We start from the raw sequence: 18,041 nt of genomic DNA, 5'->3' as shown, positions 1-18,041 counted from the left end.
CTCACGCATGACCCTCTCCGATGCCATCCTTATACTGATGCTTGCTGACCGTAGTCATGGCACGGAGCAGGCTATCAGTCGCGCCGGAAAGAACGTCATTAAGAAGCTACCGCGAAGCAAGCGCCAAATCATCTATGACTTGATCGATAGCCCCCAACCACGTGAATTGATCAAGCACATCGCCCTTAACCTCGACGACTGATAGGCCGCCCCCGAGCCATTGGTCAACGACCAAAAACAGCCTTGGATGCCGTGATCGCTGGAAAGCAGTCAGAGCATCCAGGCTCCATGGTCGAGCCGCCCTCTTTCAGATTCGCTGCCAAAAATTTTGAATCCCTTCCAGCCGGGGAAGCATGCGCGCGCCTGTCTGATACCACCAAGGAGTACAAATGTTCTCCTCCCCCGCATGGCGGGACAAACTGGATGTCTCGCTAGTAATGGTACGTCGAACCAGGAGGCTCTCTAAGGGCACTGGCGCAGCCTCACCTGTCCGCTTCGGCGGGCTTTTTTTGACTGCAATACCCAGCCTACGCGGGCAGTCGTCCCCGGCCCTCTCAGCCTGGGAGAGAGGGAAATCGGGAACCCGTCAGCCAGATGTTGCGGACGCGGGTATAGGGAAGGCTGGAGTGCTGCAGAACGCCTTGGCGCTGCGCCAGAGAGGCCCAGTTCGCCTGATCTATCTAGGTCTGCCTGGAGCTGGGTTGCCAACCGCAAGAACTGCACTTTACAGTGCTCGTTTCGCTCACTAGGGCTTGGATCATGGAACAGCCAAAACGGACTTTGCACGAGCTCAAGATTGCACTCGCGATCCTTCGTATGAACGCCATAGCGGGGTCTTCACGCCATCGGGTGATCAGCTCAAGTGCGCTGTTTTTCTGCTGGAGAAACAGTCCACCTGATACCTTGATTGAGGTGCTTCAGGCCCGTATCACGGGACGATTCGCAATGGACACCTTTGAAGACCTTCTGAAACGGGTTGATGACATCAGCCTTGGACAAAGGGCTGTTGATGTGGAGGCATTTCTGAGCGCCCGGGTGCCCAGCGGAGCTAATATTTCGTCGGCAGTCAGAAATACTGAGTATAAGAAGGCTCTGGAGGATGCTGTTGATATTCCACAGGAGCTTCACCCGCCTCAAGAGTGCGGGATGATCTCCAGGAACGCCCCTGACGGCTTGTTGTATGACTACAGCTCCGAAATTTCCTACAGCCGGGCACCTGTACAACAGATTTACACGACCTATCCAATTTTTTACGGGACGGATCGTCTGCAGGAGCCTGGCCGCACGGTGAAATTTGGAGGGTTCAGAAGCGAAGGCACGATCGCCTACGGAGTCGCTGAGGTCTCTATCCCTCATATTCATCGGGAGGGTAAGCTTGAACGACCCTGGCTGTGGCCTACCCAGACAAAGGGCAATCCCAACAAGCACATCGTCGTCCACAGTAATGCGCTGCTGGCCTTGGATGCATGGTTCACAAGCGCCAAGGAGTATCTGAGCCATCAAGGAATAGGTCAGGATCCCTCGAAGAAAGAGGGCCTGCTCTTCATCCACGGCTATAACGTCGGCTTCGATGCTGCGCTGTGGCGTGCAGCACAGCTCTGCCACGACCTGAAATTCCCAGGCCTGATGCTGTGCTTCTCCTGGGCGTCACTGGGTACGCCAGGGGGCTACCCCGCCGATGAAGCGACTGTAGATTGGTCAGCAGCCAACCTCAGGCAGTATTTGACTCATGTGACAGAGCAGCTGGGGTTGTCAGCCCTGCACATCGTGGCACATAGCATGGGTAATAGAGCGCTCCTGTCGGTTCTGGAAAACTGGAAGCGCAAGCCTGGCACGACCCCTATCCATCAAATCATCTTGGCGGCGCCAGACGTGGACACCAGCCGGTTCAAACAAATTGGACAGGTCTTCGATACCTTTGAACAAGTAACGCTCTACGCCTCGCGGCATGATAGAGCGATTGCAGCGTCCAGATTCGTTCACAGTTATCCCCGGGCAGGGGACGCCAATCCGCCACTGGTCATGAGCTCTCTGTCCACCGTGGATGTATCTGTAGCGGGTAAAGACATGTTCGGCTTAGGCCACAGCTACATCGCCGATGTGTCGAAGGTATTCCGTGACTTGTTCTACGTCGTCAGGCACCGGCACAAACCTGACCAGCGTGCAGGCATCACTAAGCGAGACGAAGGTTACTGGGAGCTCACGTAGCCCGAGCGACGGGCCGATGAAGATGCCCCGGGCAGGCGTCAACCAACCTTGGGTCACGAGAGCCCTGAGCTCTCGGCTACCTGAGGCAAGCTTCCGCAGGCTCAATCGGTAGGCTTTACTTTGAGTTGTCTTGAGATACCTCTCAAAAGGTCGTGCCTTGGTCAGCGGTTGATACGACTTCGAGGGTATCCCGTGGCTGGCTGTGATTTTTAGCCAGGGTGCCGCATAGGCCAGGCGTAATTTTTCTATGCTTAAGCTTCTGCTTTAAGGTGTTCCAAGATGAATCTCAGTCTCCGCAAGCGGAGCGCGCAAACGCGCGGATGGTCGACCTAATGGCCAACAGCATGCGCTAAATCGCTCTCCTGTTCGGCGGCTGACATCCACCAACAATCACCAGGGAGTGCCATATGATGGCAGTGTGAAATCAAGAAACGAAAGATGAGATCGGGGAGTTGAAGGCTGATGACCATACCCGCCTGCTCAGGAGTGGTTGAGCTTGGGGTTTTAGTATTTGGGCGGTGTTGAGCGTCGGGTCTAGAGAATTGCCAGAGGGCAAGGAGAAGAAACGTAAACCCTAAAAAGCTTGGTTTTATTGGGTTTCAGGAAGGCATGGGGCTGGAGTAAGACGCGGTAAGCGGGAGAAATGGGGCTTTTGGGTTTACCTTTGATTTTTTTGCACTATCAGAGAAATATGAGGTTTACTTTTTCAAAATAATCATTGCTATAATGGAATCAAGCAACAACCTTCCGAATCCAGAAGCCTTGGTGTAGCGGGGCTTCTAGGCAAGAAATGTATTTTCGAGGAGGTCGAAATCGCAGACCTTTTTTGGTTGACGTTCTCTTCCAGCAGAAAATAACGTCTCGGTGAAGCGGTCGCACAACACTACTGCGCCCCGGGCCAGTGCCGGGCGAATTACCGAGGCCAAGTGCTGGGCGCGGGCCGCGAACACCAACAGCAGCTCGGTATCGGCGCTCATGACCTCCTCCCCCGGAGTCAGCAACACTTCGCGAATCCGTTCAGCCAGGGGCGTACCACCAGGCTCGCGGGTCAACAACACTTCGATGCCTGCAGCGCGCAAACGCTCGGCGAGGTACTCGCGGTTGGTGCTTTTGCCGGCACCTTCCGGGCCTTCCAGGGTAATAAACAAGCCAGTCACAGGCAGTCCTTAATCAAAGTCATTGCGGGCGTTTCGGCGCGGGTTCGGGCTCCACCGGAGCCACAGCCGGCGCAGGTGACGCTGGCGGCGAGCTGTCCGGCGCCGCCTGAGGCGCAACTGCCGGCGCCGAACTCTCGGCTTCGGGAGCGGCCGGAGCAGTTACTGGCGCCGGGCTGGAACGATAGTCGGCGCGACGCTTGAGCTGGAACTCGCGCACGGCGCTGTTATGGGCATCCAGATCATCGGAGAACACATGGCTGCCGTCACCTCGGGCAACAAAATACAGGCTCTTGCCCGGCACCGGATTGAGAGCGGCATGAATCGCCTCGCGCCCGACCATGGCAATCGGCGTGGGTGGCAACCCGGCAATCACATAGGTGTTATAGGGCGTGGCTTCCTTGAGATGTGCCCGGGTCAGCTTGCCGTTGTAGCGCTCACCTAGACCATAGATCACGGTAGGATCGGTCTGCAGCAGCATGCCGATCTGCATGCGCCGTACAAAGACCCCGGCGATCTGTCCACGCTCATGGGGCACGCCGGTTTCCTTTTCCACCAGCGACGCCATGATCAGCGCCTGATAGGGATCACTGTAAGGCGCATCATCAGCCCGCCTGCTCCACTCCTTGGCCAGTACATCGTCCAGGCGGTCATAGGCTTTTTCCAGAAGCTCGGCATCGGTCATGCCGCGCACAAAACGATAGGTATCGGGGAAGAAACGCCCCTCGGGGAACACGCCGCCGTGTCCGAGCTTCTCCATCACCTGGCTGTCGCTGAGACCGGTCAGGGTCTGTTGCAATTTGTCGCTCTTGGCCAGGGCACTGCGCACCTGACGGAAGGTCCAGCCCTCCACCAGGGTCAGGCTGTACTGCACCACCTCGCCTCGCTGCCAGAGACCGATCAGGCCTTCGGCAGTCATGCCCGGTGTCATGCGGTACTCGCCGCTGTGCAAAGGCTGCCCCGGCAAGTTGAAGCGCCAGTAAAGGCGCAGCCAGAACGCGTCCTGGATCACGCCATCAGCCTGCAGACGATTGAAGGTTCCGGTGGGCGTGGAACCGGCGGGAACATCGAGCAGTTGCTCCTGACTCAGGTTCAGCGGTTGTTCCAGGGCCGAGTGCAGTTTCCAGGCACTCGCGCCCAGCAGCAGACCTGCCAGGACCAGTCCGGTTTCCAGCAGGAGCAGTAATTTACGTCTCACGAATCAAGCATCCAGTAGTGCGCGGGTAATGCCCTGCAGTTTACGGGTGAGCGCACCCGCCGACCAGCTCATCCCGGCGCAGCCAAGCACTGGCCAAATGCCGTAGACACTGTTGCAGACGAAGACCTCGTCCGCCTGTTGCAGTTGATCAAGGCTGATATCCGTCACTTCAAAGGGGATGCCTTGTGACTCGGCCTGAAACAAAATTTCAGCGCGCATCACTCCAGCCACACCGCAGCGACTCAGATCAGCCGTCAGCAGACGCCCCTGACTGACCAGAAACAGATTGCTGAATACACCTTCGATCACCCGTCCGGCAGCGTCGAGCATCAAGCCTTCGGCGTGCTCGGGATCGCGCCATTCAGCGCGAGCCAGAACCTGTTCAAGGCGATTGAGATGCTTGAGGCCGGCCAACAGCGGCTGCTCGGATAAACGCGTGACGCAAGGGAACAGCACAACCCCCTGATCGGCATGAGCCGCCGGATAAGCCGGCAAGGCCCCGCCCTGGAGAATCCGCCGCGCAGCACCTGCAGGATCGGCGGCATATCCTCGCAGGCTGTCGCCCCGGGTCAGGATCAGCTTGAGCACGCCCTCCCCCAGGGCCGCCGCATAGGCCAGCACTTCGTCGCGAATCAGCGCCTGATCCGCGCTCAGCGCCAGACGTCGGCAGCCTTCGGCCAGACGCTGCAAGTGCCGCTCCAGCAGTTGCGGTTGCCCGGCTCGGACAGCGATGGTCTCGAACAGACCATCGCCATAGGCCAGGCCGCGGTCCCTGAGCGACAGCGCGTCAGCTGGCCGACCGTCGACCCAGCTATGCATTACTCGGAGAACCGGCGGAACACCAGGGAGCCGTTGGTGCCACCAAAGCCGAAGGAGTTGGACAGCACCACATCGATGTCCATGCTGCGCGCAGTGTGCGGCACGAAATCGAGGTCGCAACCCTCATCCGGTTCATCCAGGTTGATGGTGGGCGGCGCAGCCTGACTGTTGATTGCCAGTACGCTGAAGATCGCCTCGATCGCCCCGGCAGCACCCAGCAGGTGACCGGTCATGGACTTGGTGGAACTGACCGCGAGCTTGTAGGCATGGTCGCCGAACACACTCTTGATCGCTTCGGCTTCCGCCAGGTCACCGGCCGGAGTCGAAGTACCATGGGCGTTGATGTACTGCACTTGATCGACATTGAGCTTGGCGTCACGCAAGGCGTTGGCGATGCAGCGAGCGGCACCGGCGCCATCGGCGGGTGGCGACGTCATGTGATAGGCATCACCGCTCATGCCGAAGCCGATCAGCTCAGCGTAGATGGTGGCGCCACGAGCCTTGGCGTGCTCCAGCTCCTCAAGAACCAGGGCACCCGCACCGTCGGCCAGCACGAAGCCATCACGCCCCTTGTCCCACGGACGGCTGGCACGGGTCGGCTCGTCATTGCGAGTCGACAGCGCACGGGACGCACCGAAGCCCCCCATACCCAGGCCACAGGCGGCCATTTCGGCGCCACCGGCAATCATCACGTCGGCTTCGCCGTAGGCAATGTTGCGCGCGGCCATGCCGATGCAGTGGGTACCAGTGGTACAGGCAGTAGAAATGGCATAGTTCGGCCCCTGGGCACCCAGATGGATGGACAGGAAGCCGGAAATCATATTGATGATCGAACCGGGCACGAAGAACGGAGAAATCCGCCGTGGGCCGGAATCGTGCAGGATGCGGCTGGTTTCTTCGATATTGGTCAAACCGCCAATACCCGACCCCATGGCCACACCGATGCGCTCGCGGTTGGCATCGGTGACTTCCAGGCCGGCGTTACGCACCGCCTGAAACCCGGCCGCCAGACCGTATTGAATGAACAGGTCGAGTTTGCGGGCCTCTTTGGCCGACAGGTACTCCTCGACATTGAAGCCCTTTACCGAGCCGCCAAAACGGGTGGAATAGGCAGAAAGGTCGGTGTGTTCGATCAGACCAATGCCACTTTGGCCAGCCAGAATGCCCTGCCAGCTACTCGGTACATCCGTACCCAGTGGCGACAACATACCCATACCGGTGACTACGACGCGTCTACGCGACACAGCACTCTCCTTTTTCTAATGACGACACTTTGTATCAGGCCTAAAGAAAAAACCGCACGCCGTAACGGCAGTGCGGTTTTTCCATGACAGCAAAAGACGACTACAAACGATTAAGCCTGGTGGCTGGTAACGTAGTCGATAGCTGCTTGAACGGTAGTGATCTTTTCAGCTTCTTCGTCAGGGATTTCGGTCTCGAATTCCTCTTCCAGAGCCATCACCAGCTCAACGGTGTCAAGGGAGTCGGCACCCAGGTCTTCAACGAAGGAAGCGGTGTTCACAACTTCTTCTTCTTTAACGCCCAGTTGCTCAGCAACGATTTTCTTGACGCGCTCTTCGATGGTGCTCATACCTTGTTTTCACTCCTAATGGACAAATTCAGGCAGCTGGCCAGTGGGTAAGTGTATAGAAAGGCTTTTCAGCTTTTCAACTGAAAGCTTCATCCCTCAAACCCTTTGGCCATCTGCCTATAAATTGATTGCAGCTTTATAACGGATTTTAGACAGCTCGTATGACATTTTTTTGAAGCAATCCGTCACATTTGACTCACATATACATCCCGCCGTTGACCGGGATTGTAGCCCCAGTAACGTATGCCGCACCGTCGGATGCCAGAAAAGCGACCACTTGCGCGATCTCTTGAGCCTGACCCAGACGACCCAGCGGAATTTGCGTCAGCAGGGCTTCACGTTGTGCTTCCGGCAACTCGCGGGTCATATCGGTATCGATAAAACCGGGAGCAACCGAGTTCACAGTGATCGACCGCGAACCCACTTCACGCGCCAGGGCACGGCTGAAACCTTCCAGACCGGCTTTGGCGGCGGCGTAGTTTACTTGGCCTGCGTTGCCCATGGCACCCACAACAGAGCCAATACTGATAATTCGACCCCAACGAGCCTTGGTCATGCCACGCAAAACACCCTTGGACAGGCGATACAGACTATTCAAGTTGGTATCGACCACGTCGTACCACTCGTCATCTTTCATGCGCATCATCAGGTTGTCGCGAGTGATACCGGCGTTGTTCACCAGGATCGCCGGCGCACCGAACTGCTCGGTGATGCTGGCCAGAACCGCAGCCACGGACTCGTCGCTGGTGACATTGAGCTCAAGGCCGGTGCCTTGAATGCCGTTTTCCTTGAGGGTAGCGGCGATGCGCTCGGCTCCCGATGCGGAAGTGGCAGTACCCACCACGGTGGCGCCCATACGCCCCAGCTCAAGCGCGATGGCCTGGCCGATCCCACGGCTGGCGCCGGTCACCAGTGCAACTTTACCTTGCAGACTCATGCAAGCTTCTCCTAGTTCAGGCCAACGCTGCACGAGCGGCAGCGAAAGCATCTGGGGTATTCAGGTTAGAGGTCGACACGCCTTCGGCGCAGCGCTTGTTGAGACCGGCCAGGACCTTGCCCGGACCGCATTCCACCAGCTGGGTGGCGCCCTGGTTCGCCAGGGTCTGCACCGACTCGACCCAGCGCACAGGCTTGTACAGCTGTTCCAGCAAGTCGCGCTTGAGAGTATCTAGGTCGGCCGCCACGGCGGCGCTGACATTCTGTACCAGCGGAATCTGCGGTGCCTGCCAGTTGATCGCAGCAATCGATTCAGCGAAACGCTCAGCCGCAGGGCGCATCAGCTCGCAATGGGACGGCACGCTGACCGGCAATGGCATGGCGCGCTTGGCTCCGCGCGCCTTGCAACCCTCGATAGCACGGTCCACCGCCGCCTTGGCACCAGCGATCACCACCTGGCCCGGGGAGTTGTAGTTCACCGCACTAACCACTTCACCTTGCGCAGCTTCTGCACAGGCCGCCACGACATCGGCGTCGTCCAGACCAAGAATGGCCGCCATGCCGCCTTGGCCTGCCGGCACGGCTTCCTGCATCAGCTGACCACGACGCTCGACCAGCTTGACCGCTTCGGCCAGAGTCAGACTGCCAGCGGCCACCAGAGCGCTGTATTCACCCAGACTGTGACCCGCGACGAAGGCCGGACGCGCACCACCCTCAGCCAACCAGACACGCCATAGGGCGATGGAGGCGGTGAGGATGGCCGGTTGAGTCTTGTCGGTTTGATTGAGCAGCTCTTCGGGACCTTGCTGGGTCAGAGCCCAGAGGTCGTAGCCCAGAGCATCGGAGGCTTCCTTGAAGGTATCGAGGATCAGTGGGTACTGCGCGCCCAACTCGGCCAACATGCCGAGGGACTGCGAGCCCTGTCCTGGAAAGACGAATGCGAGGGATGCAGACATGTAACAAGCCCCTAATGATCTTGTCGTCGGAGAATTGACGTCACACCGCGGTGGACGCAAGAAACTGACAGTTGGATGGCCAATTGAACTGAGCGGTCACATTTAAGCACTCCACAGGATAAACGCCTAAAGCAACAGATCTTCAAGGCGCCCATGCAGGCGTCGCGGCAGGTCTTCCTGGATTTCGATCAATGCACGCTGAATCGCACTCTGAAACCCCTGAACGCCCGCAGAACCGTGGCTTTTCACCACTATTCCCTGCAACCCGAGAAAGCTCGCACCATTGTGCCGAGCCGGCGCCAGGTCCGCCTGTAATCGCCGCATCAGCGGCAAGGCCAGCACACCTACGGCGCGGGATAGCAGATTGCGCCTGAACAATGCCTCGATACGAGCAGCAATCATGGTGGCCAGCCCCTCGCTGGACTTGAGCAGGATGTTGCCGACAAAACCGTCGCACACCACCACATCCGCCTCGCCGCGATACAACCCGTCACCTTCAACGAAGCCTATGTAGTTCAGCCCTCGCGCCTGCTGAAGCAGACTCGCCGCCAGCTTGACCTGCTGATTACCCTTGATGTCTTCGGTACCGATATTCAGCAAGGCCACTCTTGGCCGCACGATGCCCAGGCTTTGTGCCGCAACCGACCCCATGATTGCGAACTGCAACAGGTGCTCGGCACTGCAATCGACGTTGGCCCCCAGGTCCAGCAACTGGCAATAGCCGCGCTGAGTGGGAATGGCAGCCACCATCGCCGGACGATCGATGCCGGGCAGGGTCTTGAGCACGTAACGCGACAGAGCCATCAGCGCCCCGGTATTACCTGCACTGACACAAGCCTGGACCTTTTCATCCCGCAACAACTCGAGCGCCACCCGCATCGACGAATCAGGCTTGCCACGCAATGCCTGGGCAGGCTTCTCGTCCATGGCAATCACTTCGCTTGCCGGAGTAATCGTCAGGCGTGCGCGATCCACGGCCGAATGACCGGAGAGCAGCTCTTCAAGTAGGGAGGGTTGACCGACCAGGGTCAGGTGCAGCGAGGGGGTAGCAGACAGGCAAGCAATACTGGCCTGAACAATGCTGCGGGGACCGAAGTCCCCGCCCATTGCGTCAATCGCGATGACTTGAGCGGACAAGGATTACTCGTCAGCGCCCTTGTCGATCACTTTACGACCACGGTATACGCCTTCTGGCGATACGTGGTGACGCAGGTGAACTTCACCGGTGGTCTTTTCTACGGACAGGGTGCTAGCCTCGAGAGCATCGTGGGAGCGACGCATGTCACGGGCAGAGCGGGATTTTTTGTTCTGCTGAACAGCCATAATTGATTAACTCCTAAACGTTTGGGTCACGCTTTAACTGCGCCAATACACTGAACGGGTTGGACCGCGTTACCTCGTCCTCGCTCGGTTCGGGCTCATCGAGCCCCGCCGGCTGCTGGCATTCTTCCGGATGATGAGCAGGCACGATAGGCAAGGCAAGCAAAAGCTCTTCCTCGACCAACGCCTGCAGATCCAAAGGATCTTCGCCCAGTTCCAGCACGTCATAACCTTTCGGCAACGACTGGGTATTCGCACCCTCCTTCACCACGGCGTAACTGCACTCGCTGTGGATCGGCAGGGTGACCAGCTCAAGACAACGCTGGCAAACCATTTTGACTTCGACGTCGATGGAGCTGTGGATAACTACAGCTTTACGCTCGTCACGCTCGAAAACGAATTTAGCCTGCACCGTACCGACATTGTCGGAAAGCGGGTCGCAGAGTCTCTCCAAATCGGCCAGCAGCAGTTCACCTTGAAGGGTGGTGCCACGGTCAGCCAATTTGCGCGGGTCAACGTGAGGTGGAATCGGGTCATTCAACATAGGCGCAGCATTATAGGGATGCCCCCGGCCATGTCAAAGGAAATTCAGCCCTGTCCGTCACTTGCGAGCCCCGCTAGAATTCCCGCCCCACCCCAGGAGATGCGCATGCTGCCTTTATTACTAGCTTCGAGCTCGGTGTACCGCCGAGAATTGCTCTCTCGCCTGCAACTCCCCTTCACTTGCAGCTCTCCTGACATTGACGAAAGCCACCGCCCAGGCGAGCACGCCATAGAGCTGGTGAAGCGCCTGGCCGAGGAAAAAGCCCGCGCCCTGGCAACCACCCACCCGGCACACCTGATCATCGGCTCGGATCAGGTAGCGGTACTAGGGGGGCGCATCATCGGCAAGCCTCACACCTTCGACAAGGCCCGCCAGCAGTTGCTGGACGCCAGCGGCGCGAGCGTGACCTTCCTCACCGGCCTAGCCCTGCTCAACAGCAAGAGCGGCCAATGCCAGGTGGATTGCATCCCCTTTACGGTCAACATGCGCCACCTCGACAGCGCCCGCATCGAACGCTACCTGCACGCAGAGCAGCCCTTCGACTGCGCTGGCAGCTTCAAGGCCGAAGGCCTGGGTGTCAGCCTGTTCCAGAGCACCGTCGGCAGCGATGCCACCAGCCTCATAGGACTGCCACTGATCCGCCTGGTGGACATGCTACTGGCCGAAGGCGTGGAAGTGCCCTGAGCAGACACTAAAAAGCCGGCACTGCGGCCGGCTTTTTACCCCCCCGAAGTCAACGCAAGGTTGGCCCCTGAAAGCCCATCCACATGGCGATCTGCTCAGCCACGCTGGCGCCCAGCTTCTTCGAGAAACGATCGAAAGGCGACTCCTGAACAGTAAAATCCACCACTTCCTTCTCGCCGATCACATCCCGCGCCACCGAACTGGTGCTGCCCAGGCCGTCAATCAAGCCCAACTGCAGTGCCTGCTCACCAGACCAGACCAGCCCGGAAAACAGCTCAGGATGCTCCTTGTCCTTGAGACGCTCGCCACGCCCCTGCTTGACGCTGGCGATGAACTGACGATGAGTTGTATCCAGCACACCTTGCCAGAACTGGGTCTCTTCAGGCTTTTGCGGCTGAAACGGATCAAGGAACGACTTGTGCTCGCCAGAGGTGTAGGTACGGCGCTCGACCCCCAGCTTCTCCATCGCACCGACAAAACCGTAACCGGCAGCCGTAACCCCAATGGAGCCCACCAGACTCGCCTTGTCGGCATAGATCTGATCAGCAGCACTGGCAATGTAATAAGCGCCAGAAGCACCGAGATCAGAAATCACCGCATACACCTTGGTGTCCTTGTGCAGAGCCCGTAAACGGCGAATCTCGTCATAAACATAGCCAGACTGCACCGGACTGCCGCCAGGACTGTTGATACGCAAAACAATGCCCTTGACCTTGGGATCATCAAAGGCCGTGCGCAAGCTACCGACGATATTGTCCGCGCTTGCAGACTCCTTGTCGGCAATCACCCCCGTGACATCGATCACTGCGGTGTAGCTACCACCACGAGCGGCGCTCTTCTCCATGGTCATCAACGGAGTAAACAACGCCAGCGCGACAAACAGGTACACAAAGGTCAGCAGCTTGAAGAAAATCCCCCAACGCCGCGAACGACGCTGCTCCTGAACACTGGCCAGGAGGGTCTTTTCCAACAACCGCCAGCTTTTATCGTCACCACCTTCAGCGCCGGCCTTGCTTGGCGCCTTCCATTCATCAGACATGCTTGCTACCCCAACGAAAACTTAATCGACACCCTGACTGAGCCAGGCGTGCAACTCAGGAAAACGATCGATGGACAGGCGCGGCTCAAACACCTGCAAGGCCTCAATGGACTGAGCACCGTAGCTAACCGCCACCGAATCCATGCCAGCATTACGCGCCATCAACAGATCAAAGGACGAATCCCCGACCATCAATGCCTGCCGAGGCCCAACACCGCAATGAGCAAGAATCTCCTCCAGCATCAAGGGATGGGGCTTGCTGGCAGTCTCATCGGCAGCCCGGGTGATATCGAAATACTCTTCCCAGCCATGAGACTTCAGCACCCGATCCAAGCCCCGGCGCGCCTTGCCCGTAGCGACCGCCAACCGATAACCCTCAGCCCGAAAAGCCTCAAGAGACGACACCACTCCAGCAAACAACGGTGAAGGCTCAGCCTCAAGCGCGATGTAGTGTTCCGCGTAATGCTGACGAAAGGCGACCAACTGGCCGTCGTCGATTTCCGGATACAAGGTACGAATCGCCTCTGGCAACCCAAGCCCAATGATGCCCTTGACGGCAAAATCATCACGCCGAGGAAAACCGGATCGATCGGCAGATACGTGCATCGACTCAACAATCCGACCAATGGAGTCAGCCAGAGTGCCGTCCCAATCGAAGATCAGCAGTTGGTAATCAGGGTGCACTCAAGCGCTCCACGGTTTTGGCCCACATGTCGTCCACTGGGGCCTGCAACTTCAGCTCACCACCATCCGGCAGCGGCACCGTCAACATATAGGCATGGAGAAAGAGGCGCTTGCCGCCCAACTCGCGAATCTCACGAGTGAAATCATCGTCGCCGTATTTGCTGTCGCCAGCGATGCAGTGCCCGGCGTGCAGGGTGTGCACACGAATCTGATGCGTACGCCCGGTGACCGGCTTGGCCTCGACCATAGTGGCGAACTCACCGAAGCGGCGCAGCACCTTGAACACCGTCAAGGCCTCCTTGCCCTCCTCGTTCACCTCCACCATGCGCTCGCCTGAGCGCAGATTGCTCTTGAGCAACGGCGCCCGCACCTGCTTCAGCGCAGTAGCCCAGTGACCACGAACCAGCGCCATATAGCGCTTATCCACACCATCACCGCGCAAAGCGGCATGCAGGTGGCGCAACATGCTGCGCTTCTTCGCGATCATCAACAGGCCAGAAGTATCGCGATCGAGGCGATGCACCAGCTCCAGCTCCTTGGCATCCGGGCGCAACTGACGAAAGGCTTCGATTACCCCGAAATTCAGGCCGCTTCCGCCATGCACAGCAATGCCTGCAGGCTTGTTGATCACAATCAGGGCCTTGTCTTCGAAGACGATCGACGCCTCAAGACGCTGCAGCAAACCTTGCGCCAGCGGCACCGGCTCGTCGCGCTCAGGCACGCGCACCGGCGGCACGCGCACCACATCACCCGCCTGCAGCTTGTATTCGGGCTTGATCCGCCCCTTGTTCACCCGCACTTCGCCTTTGCGCAAAATGCGATAAATCAAGGTCTTGGGCACGCCTTTGAGCCGAGCGAGAAGGAAGTTATCAATTCGTTGGCCGGCATATTCCGGCGAGACCTCAAGCATTTGAACGCCTGGGGTCGAGGGGGCAGTAGTCGTCATGGCGCGAATGATAACAATTTTTTATGGATTTGAAGCACTTAATGATTGCTGCTATAGTCGCGAACGCCGCCAAAAGCGGCTGGACAGCGGAACAGCGGCAACTAGCCGGCCCTGACCAACGCAATTCATAAGGACGCAAGGCCGTCCTACGCAGCTCTCGCTACATACCGGAAGAGTCTGACGTTGTAACAAGCGCAGGTGACATGAGGCCTGAAACCCGTAGAAAGCAGAGTTATCACTCGCCTTTTACGCAGCGATTAACGGCCAGTTCACAAAGTGCAGTCGGCGACAGACAACCCCGAGCGAAGGTTACGGAAACAACGCCTTTAGCCATGATGCGTGAACTCCCCTTTCGGAGTTCACGGTAAATGCCAACCCGCTGCGGATTCTGCGCGCGGCAGCACCCGAATTATCAGGGATACGTGTAGGGTGGAGATGCACAACCGTCGGACTGTGTAGCATTAGGCTTTATTCAAGACGCTTCATCTCGTCCACAGTCGCCGGTTGATTCCTCCTCCTGACAGACTTTTGCTTAAGCGGTGCCTTAGTCACCACAGCAAGCAGGACGCGTGAGTCGCGACTTCGTTCTTAGTTATTCGGACGAACCTCGCTAGACACTCGAGTGGTCAACCACTCCTGACGCACCTGACACCGACCGTGAGAAGTCGTGTGTGCCGAACGCCGTTTCCGGCAGCCCGGAAACCGACGGTACTACATGAAAAGAATGCTGATTAACGCAACTCAACCCGAAGAGTTGCGTGTTGCCCTGGTAGACGGCCAGCGCCTCTACGATCTGGACATCGAGTCCGGTGCACGCGAGCAGAAAAAGGCCAACATCTATAAAGGCCGCATCACTCGTATCGAACCAAGCCTTGAGGCTGCCTTTGTCGATTTCGGCTCTGAGCGCCACGGCTTCCTGCCCCTCAAAGAAATCTCCCGCGAATACTTCAAGAAAGCCCCCGAAGGCCGCGTCAACATCAAGGACGTCCTGAGCGAAGGCCAGGAAGTCATCGTCCAGGTCGAAAAAGAAGAGCGTGGCAACAAGGGCGCCGCCCTGACCACCTTCATCAGCCTGGCGGGCCGTTACCTGGTACTGATGCCGAACAACCCACGTGCCGGCGGCATCTCCCGCCGCATCGAAGGCGAAGAGCGCAACGAACTGCGTGAAGCGCTGAACGGCCTGGTAGCTCCTGCCGACATGGGCCTGATCGTGCGCACTGCCGGCCTGGGCCGCAGCAGCGAAGAGATGCAGTGGGACCTCGACTACCTGCTGCAACTCTGGACCGCCATCAAAGAAGCATCGCTGGATCGCTCCGCGCCATTCCTGATCTACCAGGAAAGCAACGTGATCATCCGCGCGATCCGCGACTACCTGCGCCAGGACATCGGCGAAGTGCTGATCGACAGCGTTGAAGCCCAGGACGAAGCCCTGACCTTCATCCGCCAGGTGATGCCGCAGTACGCCAGCAAGATCAAGCTGTACGAAGACAGCGTGCCGCTGTTCAACCGTTTCCAGATCGAAAGCCAGATCGAGACCGCCTTCCAGCGCGTGGTTGAACTGCCTTCCGGCGGCTCCATCGTCATCGACCCGACCGAAGCCCTGGTGTCCATCGACATCAACTCGGCCCGCGCCACCAAAGGCAGCGACATCGAAGAAACCGCCCTGCAGACCAACCTGGAAGCAGCGGAAGAAATCGCTCGCCAACTGCGCCTGCGTGATATCGGCGGCCTGATCGTCATCGACTTCATCGACATGACCCCAGCCAAGAACCAGCGCGCCGTGGAAGAAAAAGTCCGCGAATGCCTGGAAGCCGACCGCGCCCGCGTGCAGATCGGCCGCATCTCGCGCTTTGGCCTGCTGGAAATGTCCCGTCAGCGCCTGCGCCCATCCCTGGGTGAAAGCAGCGGCATCGTCTGCCCACGCTGCAACGGCACCGGCATCATCCGTGACGTCGAGTCGCTGTCCCTGGCGATCCTGCGCCTGATCGAAGAAGAAGCCCTGAAAGACCGCACCGCCGAAGTTCGCGCCCAAGTGCCGATTCCGGTCGCCGCCTTCCTGCTCAACGAAAAACGCAACTCGATCACCAAGATCGAACTGCGCACCCGTGCCCGCATCGTCATCCTGCCGAACGATCACCTCGAAACGCCGCACTTCGAAGTTCAGCGCCTGCGCGATGACAGCCCGGAAGCCAACACCAATCAGTCCAGCTACGAAATCGCCGCTGCCGCTGCCGAAGCCGAAGAAGTTCAGCCAACCGCCGCCACCCGTACCCTGGTTCGCCAGGAAGCCGCAGTGAAGACCGCTCCGGCCCGCGCCAACGCACCAGTGCCAACCGAAGCCCCTGCACCGGTTGCCGCTCCAGCTCCGGTTGTTGCCGAGCCGAGCCTGTTCAAAGGCCTGGTGAAGTCCCTGGTCAGCCTGTTCGCCACCAAGGAAGAGCCAGCGGCTCCAGTTGTGGTCGAGAAGCCAGTGACCGAACGTCCTGCGCGCAGCAACGAAGAACAACGTCGCAACGGCCGCCAACAGAGCCGCAACCGTAACGGTCGCCGCGATGAAGAACGCAAGCCGCGCGAAGAACGTGCTCCGCGTGAAGAACGCGCACCACGGGAAGAGCGTCAGCCACGGGAAGTTCGTGAAGCCCGTGAAGAAGTACAAGGCGTAGCCCGCGAAGAACGCGCTCCACGCGCACCTCGTGAAGAACGTCAACCACGCGCCCCTCGCGAGGACCGCAAGCCACGTGGCGAGCGTGAAGAACGTGTTCGCGAACTGCGTGAACCTCTGGATGCCGCTCCGGCTGCAGCCGCCGCTACCGCCGCTGCTATGACTGAAGAGCGTCCAGCTCGCCAGCCACGTGAAGAGCGCCAGCCGCGTCAACCACGTGAAGAGCGCCAACCACGCGCCGAGCAGGCTCAAGCCGCTGCCGCCAGCGAAGAAGAAGTGCTGCCGAACGAAGAGCAACTGCAGGAAGAAGGCCAGGACAACGCCGAAGGCGAACGTCCACGTCGTCGCTCCCGCGGCCAGCGTCGTCGCAGCAATCGTCGTGAACGTCAGCGCGATGCCAACGGCAATGTGATCGAAGGCTCGGAAGAGAACGGCGAAGAGCCGAGCAGCGCCGACCTGGCTGCCGGCCTCGCGGTTACCGCTGCCGTTGCCAGCACCGCCATCAGCGCCAACGCTGAAGCCGAAGCGCATCAGCAAGCCGAACGTGCTACGGCCGCGGTTGAAGAAAAGGCTCCGCAAGCGCCTGTTGTTGAAGCCACCACTGCAGTGGAAGCTCCAGCAGCTCCAGCGGTTGAAGTTGCTCCAGTAGCCGAAGCAGCTCCGGTTGTTGCAGAACCCGCCCAGGTTGAAGTCGCTGCCGAACCCGCCGTGGTTGTGGAAGCACAGCCAGTGGTTGCCCAGCAGCCTGTGGCAGAACCTGTAGCCCCAGCGCCAGTGACTGAAGAAAAGGCCATCGAGCCGGCTCAGGAAACTCCAGTGCCTGCAACTGAGCCTGTAGCTGTCGAACAGCCAGTGGTCGCCCAGCAACCAGCCCAGGCCGAAGAGCCTGCTCCGGTTGCTGCCCCTGTGGTTGCCGAAGCACCCGCTCCAGTGATCGAGGCCGCTCCTGCCAGCGCCCTGACCAGCAACGGTCGCGCACCAAACGATCCGCGCGAAGTGCGTCGTCGCAAGCGTGAAGCCGAGCGTCTGCAGAAGGAAGCCGAACTGGCTGCCGCAGCTGCCCCGGTTGAAGCCGTGGTCGCTGCCGAACCCGCTCCGGTAGAAGCGCCAGTGGTCGTCGAGGCCGCTCCAGCGCCTGTCGAAGCAGCCGAAGCAGCACCTGCGCCTGTCGCCGAACCTGCGGTCGAGCAAGCTGCCCCAGCCGTGGAAGAGGCTCCGCACAACGTCGAGCACGCCGTTGAGCACGTAGCCCACACCGAGGAGAAACAACACGAGCCTAAACCTCTCGTCTGACTCCATC

Annotated in this window: 16 protein-coding genes and 1 pseudogene; 4 read left to right on the top strand and 13 right to left on the bottom strand. The window is 59.1% G+C overall.

Going from position 1 to position 18,041, the window contains the following annotated elements; genetic code table 11:
- Nucleotides 1-7 precede the first annotated feature (7 nt).
- Both DWF74_RS25000 and DWF74_RS24995 read left to right on the top strand, forming a co-directional pair.
- On the top strand, nt 8-202 hold the full coding sequence (locus DWF74_RS25000; protein ID WP_115581904.1) for a hypothetical protein: 195 nt from the start codon (nt 8-10) through the stop codon (nt 200-202).
- 557 nt (nt 203-759) lie between these two features.
- Entirely contained in the window at nt 760-2,208 is a 1,449-nt protein-coding gene (locus DWF74_RS24995; protein WP_115582485.1) for an alpha/beta hydrolase, read from the top strand.
- Between the two features lie 848 nt (nt 2,209-3,056).
- Here DWF74_RS24995 and tmk read toward each other — a convergent pair.
- The 10 genes and pseudogenes from tmk to DWF74_RS24945 all read right to left on the bottom strand — a co-directional run.
- Nucleotides 3,057-3,365 (bottom strand): annotated as a pseudogene (gene tmk, locus DWF74_RS24990) (dTMP kinase); the annotation flags it as partial.
- Nucleotides 3,366-3,384: 19 nt separating this feature from the next.
- On the bottom strand, nt 3,385-4,560 hold the full coding sequence (gene mltG / locus DWF74_RS24985; RefSeq protein ID WP_115581903.1) for an endolytic transglycosylase MltG: 1,176 nt from the start codon (nt 4,558-4,560) through the stop codon (nt 3,385-3,387).
- Nucleotides 4,561-4,563: 3 nt separating this feature from the next.
- Nucleotides 4,564-5,379 carry an aminodeoxychorismate lyase gene (gene pabC, locus DWF74_RS24980; RefSeq protein ID WP_115581902.1) on the bottom strand — a complete coding sequence of 272 codons (816 nt, stop codon included), beginning with the start codon at nt 5,377-5,379 and terminating at the stop codon, nt 4,564-4,566.
- Complete coding sequence (gene fabF, locus DWF74_RS24975) at nt 5,379-6,623, bottom strand: beta-ketoacyl-ACP synthase II (RefSeq protein WP_102863910.1); 1,245 nt, start codon at nt 6,621-6,623, stop codon at nt 5,379-5,381. The genes pabC and fabF overlap by 1 nt, the downstream gene beginning before the upstream one ends.
- 110 nt (nt 6,624-6,733) lie before the next feature.
- The gene (gene acpP, locus DWF74_RS24970; protein WP_003175607.1) at nt 6,734-6,970 is read right to left on the bottom strand and encodes an acyl carrier protein; all 237 of its coding nucleotides are present in this window, start codon (nt 6,968-6,970) and stop codon (nt 6,734-6,736) included.
- Between the two features lie 196 nt (nt 6,971-7,166).
- The gene (gene fabG, locus DWF74_RS24965; RefSeq protein WP_011060118.1) at nt 7,167-7,907 is read right to left on the bottom strand and encodes a 3-oxoacyl-ACP reductase FabG; all 741 of its coding nucleotides are present in this window, start codon (nt 7,905-7,907) and stop codon (nt 7,167-7,169) included.
- A gap of 16 nt (nt 7,908-7,923) precedes the next feature.
- Nucleotides 7,924-8,862, bottom strand: a complete 939-nt coding sequence (gene fabD / locus DWF74_RS24960) for an ACP S-malonyltransferase (protein WP_102863911.1) — start codon at nt 8,860-8,862, stop codon at nt 7,924-7,926.
- A gap of 126 nt (nt 8,863-8,988) precedes the next feature.
- Nucleotides 8,989-9,999: a phosphate acyltransferase PlsX gene (plsX, locus tag DWF74_RS24955; protein WP_102863912.1), complete on the bottom strand. Its 1,011-nt coding sequence runs from the start codon at nt 9,997-9,999 to the stop codon at nt 8,989-8,991.
- 3 nt (nt 10,000-10,002) lie between these two features.
- Nucleotides 10,003-10,185, bottom strand: a complete 183-nt coding sequence (gene rpmF, locus DWF74_RS24950; protein WP_003179396.1) for a 50S ribosomal protein L32 — start codon at nt 10,183-10,185, stop codon at nt 10,003-10,005.
- 13 nt (nt 10,186-10,198) lie between these two features.
- Nucleotides 10,199-10,726 (bottom strand): YceD family protein, encoded by a 528-nt coding sequence (locus DWF74_RS24945; protein ID WP_011060115.1) that lies wholly within the window; start codon nt 10,724-10,726, stop codon nt 10,199-10,201.
- Between the two features lie 105 nt (nt 10,727-10,831).
- Here DWF74_RS24945 and DWF74_RS24940 point away from each other — a divergent pair, with 105 nt between their 5' ends.
- A complete protein-coding gene (locus DWF74_RS24940; RefSeq protein ID WP_115581901.1) occupies nt 10,832-11,410 on the top strand; it encodes a Maf family protein in 579 nt (192 codons plus the stop codon).
- A 49-nt stretch (nt 11,411-11,459) separates the two neighbouring features.
- Here DWF74_RS24940 and sppA read toward each other — a convergent pair whose 3' ends face one another.
- The 3 genes from sppA to rluC are packed head-to-tail and all read right to left on the bottom strand — an operon-like array spanning nt 11,460 to nt 14,079.
- On the bottom strand, nt 11,460-12,449 hold the full coding sequence (gene sppA / locus DWF74_RS24935; protein WP_115581900.1) for a signal peptide peptidase SppA: 990 nt from the start codon (nt 12,447-12,449) through the stop codon (nt 11,460-11,462).
- A 21-nt stretch (nt 12,450-12,470) separates the two neighbouring features.
- Nucleotides 12,471-13,133: an HAD-IA family hydrolase gene (locus DWF74_RS24930; protein WP_102863915.1), complete on the bottom strand. Its 663-nt coding sequence runs from the start codon at nt 13,131-13,133 to the stop codon at nt 12,471-12,473.
- Nucleotides 13,123-14,079 (bottom strand): 23S rRNA pseudouridine(955/2504/2580) synthase RluC, encoded by a 957-nt coding sequence (gene rluC / locus DWF74_RS24925; RefSeq protein ID WP_102863916.1) that lies wholly within the window; start codon nt 14,077-14,079, stop codon nt 13,123-13,125. Before rluC ends, DWF74_RS24930 begins: the two co-directional genes overlap by 11 nt.
- Nucleotides 14,080-14,794: 715 nt before the next feature.
- Between rluC and rne the strand changes: the two genes are divergently transcribed.
- Nucleotides 14,795-18,034: a ribonuclease E gene (gene rne, locus DWF74_RS24920; protein ID WP_115581899.1), complete on the top strand. Its 3,240-nt coding sequence runs from the start codon at nt 14,795-14,797 to the stop codon at nt 18,032-18,034.
- Nucleotides 18,035-18,041: the final 7 nt, after the last annotated feature.

The organism is Pseudomonas protegens, assembly GCF_003363755.1.
Taxonomy (GTDB): domain Bacteria; phylum Pseudomonadota; class Gammaproteobacteria; order Pseudomonadales; family Pseudomonadaceae; genus Aquipseudomonas; species Aquipseudomonas danubii.
The sequence above is the reverse complement of the archived record's forward strand: the minus strand, read 5'-3'. Positions and strand labels throughout refer to the sequence as shown.

Bases quoted from the DNA above. Each gene is read 5' to 3' on its own strand.
- pabC (WP_115581902.1), bottom strand. From the start codon at position 5,379: ATGCATAGCTGGGTCGACGGTCGGCCAGCTGACGCGCTGTCGCTCAGG.
- rne (WP_115581899.1), top strand. From the start codon at position 14,795: ATGAAAAGAATGCTGATTAACGCAACTCAACCCGAAGAGTTGCGTGTT.
- DWF74_RS24995 (WP_115582485.1), top strand. From the start codon at position 760: ATGGAACAGCCAAAACGGACTTTGCACGAGCTCAAGATTGCACTCGCG.
- DWF74_RS24940 (WP_115581901.1), top strand. From the start codon at position 10,832: ATGCTGCCTTTATTACTAGCTTCGAGCTCGGTGTACCGCCGAGAATTG.
- sppA (WP_115581900.1), bottom strand. From the start codon at position 12,449: ATGTCTGATGAATGGAAGGCGCCAAGCAAGGCCGGCGCTGAAGGTGGT.
- fabD (WP_102863911.1), bottom strand. From the start codon at position 8,862: ATGTCTGCATCCCTCGCATTCGTCTTTCCAGGACAGGGCTCGCAGTCC.
- acpP (WP_003175607.1), bottom strand. From the start codon at position 6,970: ATGAGCACCATCGAAGAGCGCGTCAAGAAAATCGTTGCTGAGCAACTG.
- fabG (WP_011060118.1), bottom strand. From the start codon at position 7,907: ATGAGTCTGCAAGGTAAAGTTGCACTGGTGACCGGCGCCAGCCGTGGG.
- DWF74_RS24945 (WP_011060115.1), bottom strand. From the start codon at position 10,726: ATGTTGAATGACCCGATTCCACCTCACGTTGACCCGCGCAAATTGGCT.
- DWF74_RS25000 (WP_115581904.1), top strand. From the start codon at position 8: ATGACCCTCTCCGATGCCATCCTTATACTGATGCTTGCTGACCGTAGT.
- rpmF (WP_003179396.1), bottom strand. From the start codon at position 10,185: ATGGCTGTTCAGCAGAACAAAAAATCCCGCTCTGCCCGTGACATGCGT.
- rluC (WP_102863916.1), bottom strand. From the start codon at position 14,079: ATGACGACTACTGCCCCCTCGACCCCAGGCGTTCAAATGCTTGAGGTC.